Source organism: Candidatus Thiosymbion oneisti, from assembly GCF_900092655.1.
GTDB lineage: Bacteria > Pseudomonadota > Gammaproteobacteria > Chromatiales > Chromatiaceae > Thiosymbion > Thiosymbion oneisti.
In genome coordinates this window covers 1-4,785 of record NZ_FLUY01001005.1, presented here as the reverse complement: position 1 = coordinate 4,785, position 4,785 = coordinate 1, and the positions used below count along the sequence as shown (strand labels likewise).

Here is a 4,785-nt window from a genome sequence, read left to right as displayed (position 1 = left end):
TTTTTCTCGTTCCCACGCGCCGCGTGGGAACGCGGAAGCTCCGCGCCGCGGAGTGTGTCGGAAACTTGGCTGGTCGCACCTATCCGGCGATCGGCACCAAGCCGCCGCCGCTTTGGATTAGGGCCGTCCAAGAACCAAAGCGCCGTCGCCGCGCCGCGTGGGAAATGCCGCACCATCGATCCTTGAGCAAATGCCGCGGTCGTAGCGCACACTGCCGGGGGCCGGTCAGGCCGCGGCGCTTTGCCGGCGCACTCCAAAGCGATCGATGGGCACGCTGCGCCTGGTGCATCCCAACCAGCCGCCGCAGTGCGGAAACCGTCGCGGAATGACCGAACCCGTGAGATCAGCTTGATAGACGCTTGCTTTGCCCATCCTACGGGCTATCTTTTCCGCCCCTAGGCCCTTTGGAGTGCGGCGGCAACCGGCCATCCCGGTGCCTCGGGTGATCCTCGGTGATTGGTTGGTCGCACCTGTCCGGCGATCGGCACCAAGCCGCCGCCGCTTTGGATTAGGGCCGTCCAAGAACCAAAGCGCCGTCGCCGCGCTGCGTGGGAAATGCCGCACCGTCGATCCTTGAGCAAATGCCGCGGTCGTAGCGCACACTGCCGGGGGCCGGTCAGGTCGCGGCGCTTTGCCGGCGCACTCCAAAGCGATCGATAGGCACGCTGCGCCTGGTGCATCCCAACCAGCCGCCGCGGTGCGGAAACTTCCGTGGAATGACCACAGTCGATTGATGCGGTTCGCTATCTGCCTGTCCCGTCCCTGGGACTTGCCTGCGATAGGTAGGTGGGCAAGGATAGGTCTCTGCACATAGGCAGACGCTCACCGCATCCTACGTCCATCCTACAGACCTTAAGACAATGGCCGGCACAGGCAGGCGTTCCTGAGACGGTCGGCAGGTGTTCACCGCAAAAAATAACGCAAGGACACCAAGACGCAAAGAAGAACCCAAGCGATCTTTGCGCCATTGCGTTATCGGTTTTCCCATACTCAATCCGACCTGCGGTTCCACGGCCGGAAGGAATGGCGATGCGGTTCGTTACACTCACCGTCGTCTTGGGTCCGCCGCAAGTGGATACCAGTCAGCGCAAACGATTTGCGTCCATGCGCGTCCGTTTGCGGCGGATTCGAGTCGGGGTTCGTTTTTGATCCGCGGATTGTGCAGATTTTCGCCGATTGTTTCGTTTCTCATCTGTGAAAATCTGCGTAATCTGCGGATAAAAGACAAGCCAGCTAAGGCCAGCAGTTGACACCGCTACCCCATATCCCTATACTCCTCCAGCTTAGTTGAGCCGGCAGTCTGTGCCGGCTCCTTTTATTTTCTGCCGGGTGTCCAGCGCCCGGGCCCTTCTGAAGGTCAACCGCGAGAGGTCTGATGTCGCCGCCCTAGTCCGGTGCGGCGGCAAAGGTGGTTTTACCTCTCGGTTTTCCCTGTGGCAGGCGTCTTAAGCGCCGGTGGAGATGGTTACGCATGACGACGATCAACCAGCTGGTGCGCAAGCCGCGCAAGCGCAAGGTTGCCAAGACCAATGTGCCTGCGTTGGAGGCCTGCCCCCAAAAGCGCGGGGTGTGTACGCGCGTCTATACCACCACGCCGAAGAAGCCGAATTCGGCCCTGCGCAAGGTGGCGCGCGTGCGCTTGACCAATGGTTACGAGGTGACTTCCTATATCGGGGGCGAGGGGCACAATCTGCAGGAGCACTCGGTGGTGCTCATCCGCGGTGGGCGGGTGAAGGACCTGCCGGGCGTGCGTTACCACACGGTCCGGGGAACCCTGGATACCACCGGGGTGGAGAACCGTCGTCAGGGTCGCTCCAAGTATGGCGCCAAGCGCCCGAAGAGCTGAGTTTCGGAGCCTTCAGTCATGCCGAGAAGACGCATCGTTGCCCGCCGTCAGGTCCTGCCGGATCCCAAGTTCGGGAGCGAGCTGCTTGCCAAGTTCATCAATATGCTTATGGAAGACGGCAAGAAGTCGGTTGCCGAGCGCATCATCTATGGCGCCCTCGATCAGGTGGCCAAGAAGAAGGACGCGGAGCCCCTGGACCTGTTGGACCAGGCGATGGAGCACGTGCGCCCGGTGGTGGAGGTCAAGTCACGCCGGGTCGGCGGTGCCACCTATCAGGTGCCCGTCGAGGTGCGGCCGACCCGCCGTAACTCCCTGGCGATGCGCTGGCTCATCGATGCCGCCCGCAAGCGCTCGGAGAAATCCATGGCCCTGCGCCTGGCCGGGGAGCTGATGGACGCGGCGGACTCCCGGGGTACTGCATTCAAGAAGAAGGAAGACACCCATCGCATGGCGGAGGCCAACAAGGCCTTCTCTCATTATCGTTGGTGAGCTTGCCGTCGGATTCAGTAAAGTTCGTTGTGGGTAGATAGACTCGTGGCACGCAATACACCAATCGATCGCTGTCGCAATCTCGGCATCATGGCGCACATCGATGCGGGGAAGACCACGACTACCGAGCGGATCCTGTTCTATACCGGTATCTCCTACAAGCTCGGGGAGGTGCACGACGGCGCCGCGACCATGGACTGGATGGCGCAGGAGCAGGAGCGCGGCATCACCATTACGTCCGCGGCGACTACCTGCTTCTGGAAAGGTATGGATATGCAGTATCCGGAGCACCGCATCAATATCATCGATACCCCCGGGCACGTGGACTTCACCATCGAGGTCGAGCGTTCTCTCCGGGTCCTCGACGGTGCCTGTGCCGTCTTCTGCGCCGTCGGCGGGGTGGAGCCCCAGTCCGAGACCGTGTGGCGCCAGGCCGACCGGTACGGCGTGCCGCGGTTGGCGTTCGTGAACAAGATGGACCGCATGGGCGCCGACTTTCTGCGCGTCGTCAAACAGGTGCAGGAACGCCTGGGCGGCAACGCGGTGCCCATTCAGCTCCCGATCGGTGCGGAGGAGGACTTCAAGGGCGTCGTCGATCTGGTCGGCATGCGGGCCATTATCTGGGACGAGGAGTCGCGGGGGATGAACTACGCGCTCCGGGAGATCCCCGAGGAACTGGTCGCGCAGTGCCAGGAGTGGCGCGAGGTCATGATCGAAGCGGCCGCCGAGGCCAACGAAGCGGTGATGGAGAAGTACCTGGAGGGTGAGGAGCTTAGCGCGCAAGAGATCAAAGCGGGCCTGCGCGCGCGGACGCTGAACAACGAGATCGTCCCGATCCTGTGTGGCTCCGCGTTCAAAAACAAGGGCGTGCAGGCGATGTTGGACGCGGTGATCGACTATATGCCCTCACCCATCGATGTGCCCGCGATCAAGGGGATCACCGGCGGTGCCGCCGAGCGGGAAGAGGAACGCCCGTCGACCGATGAGGCACCCTTCGCCGCCTTGGCGTTCAAGATCGCCACGGATCCCTTCGTAGGCACCTTGACCTTCTTTCGGGTCTATTCCGGTGTGCTCAGGTCCGGCGACACTGTTTTCAACCCGGTCAAGGGCAAGCGTGAGCGCTTCGGTCGCATCCTGCAGATGCACGCCAACGCGCGGGAGGAGATCAAGGAGGTCCGCGCCGGTGACATCGCCGCCGCCGTCGGTTTGAAGGACGTGACCACCGGCGACACCCTGTGTGCCCAGAACGCCCTCATTACCCTGGAACGCATGGAGTTTCCCGAACCGGTCATCTCGGTGGCGGTGGAGCCCAAGACCAAGGGCGACCAAGAGAAAATGGGCGTCGCCCTATTCAAGCTCGCCCAGGAAGACCCCTCCTTCCGGGTGCGTACCGACGAGGAGTCGGGCCAGACCATCATCTCGGGTATGGGCGAGCTGCACCTGGAGATCATCGTCGACCGCATGCAGCGTGAGTTCAATGTGGAAGCCAATGTAGGCACGCCCCAGGTCAGCTATCGCGAGACCATCCGCGCCCAGGTCGAGCAGGAGGGCAGGTTTGTCCGCCAGTCCGGCGGTCGCGGACAGTACGGGCACGTGTATCTGCGCATTGAGCCCCAGGAGCCGGGCGCGGGCTTCGAGTTTGTCAACGAGATTGTCGGCGGTGTGGTCCCCAAGGAGTACATCCCCGCGGTGGGCAAGGGCGTCGAGGAGGCCCTGGCGAGCGGGATCCTGGCGGGCTTTCCGGTGGTGGATGTGAAGGTTACCCTTTACGACGGTTCCTACCACGAGGTGGATTCGAGCGAGATGGCCTTCAAGATCGCGGGTTCCATGGGCTTCAAGGAGGGGGCCGCAAAGGCCAAGCCGGTCCTGCTGGAGCCGATCATGAAGGTGGAGGTCGTCACGCCGGAGGATTACATGGGCGACGTCATGGGCGATCTCAACAGCCGGCGCGGCATGGTGCAGGGTATGGATGATGCGCCCTCGGGAAAGATTATTCGCGCCGGGGTACCCTTGGCGGAAATGTTCGGTTATGCCACGGACCTGCGCTCCGCCACCCAGGGGCGGGCCACCTACAGCATGGAGTTCGCTAAATATAATGAAGTCCCGGCCAGTATCGCCGAGGCCATCTCCAAAAAATAGTAATCAGCGAGACAGGGGAAGAGCGGGATGTCCAAAGAGAAATTCGAACGCACCAAGCCGCACGTCAACGTCGGGACGATCGGGCACGTAGACCATGGCAAGACCACGCTGACGGCGGCGATCACCAAGGTCATGGCCGCCAAGCACGGCGGCGAGGTCAAGGCCTTCGACCAGATCGACAACGCCCCGGAAGAGCGCGAGCGCGGCATCACCATCGCCACCGCCCACGTCGAGTACGAGAGCGACGCCCGTCACTATGCCCATGTGGACTGTCCGGGCCACGCCGACTACGTGAAGAACATGATCACCGG

The 4,785-nt window shown here is 62.5% G+C and carries 4 protein-coding genes; all 4 read left to right on the top strand.

The genetic code is table 11. From position 1 onward, the window contains the following. The first annotated feature begins 1,471 nt into the window (after positions 1-1,471). On the top strand, positions 1,472-1,846 hold the full coding sequence (gene rpsL / locus BQ17_RS10315; RefSeq protein WP_089726772.1) for a 30S ribosomal protein S12: 375 nt from the start codon (positions 1,472-1,474) through the stop codon (positions 1,844-1,846). A gap of 18 nt (positions 1,847-1,864) precedes the next feature. Next, positions 1,865-2,335 carry a 30S ribosomal protein S7 gene (rpsG, locus tag BQ17_RS10310; RefSeq protein ID WP_089726770.1) on the top strand — a complete coding sequence of 157 codons (471 nt, stop codon included), beginning with the start codon at positions 1,865-1,867 and terminating at the stop codon, positions 2,333-2,335. Positions 2,336-2,380: 45 nt separating this feature from the next. Continuing rightward, positions 2,381-4,474: an elongation factor G gene (fusA, locus tag BQ17_RS10305; RefSeq protein WP_089726768.1), complete on the top strand. Its 2,094-nt coding sequence runs from the start codon at positions 2,381-2,383 to the stop codon at positions 4,472-4,474. Positions 4,475-4,501: 27 nt separating this feature from the next. Further along, positions 4,502-4,785, top strand: a 284-nt coding sequence (locus BQ17_RS10300) for a GTP-binding protein (protein ID WP_256091469.1), incomplete at its 3' end; no start/stop codon positions are given.

Coding starts and splice junctions, on each gene's coding strand:
- rpsL (WP_089726772.1), top strand. CDS start 1,472: ATGACGACGATCAACCAGCTGGTGCGCAAGCCGCGCAAGCGCAAGGTT.
- rpsG (WP_089726770.1), top strand. CDS start 1,865: ATGCCGAGAAGACGCATCGTTGCCCGCCGTCAGGTCCTGCCGGATCCC.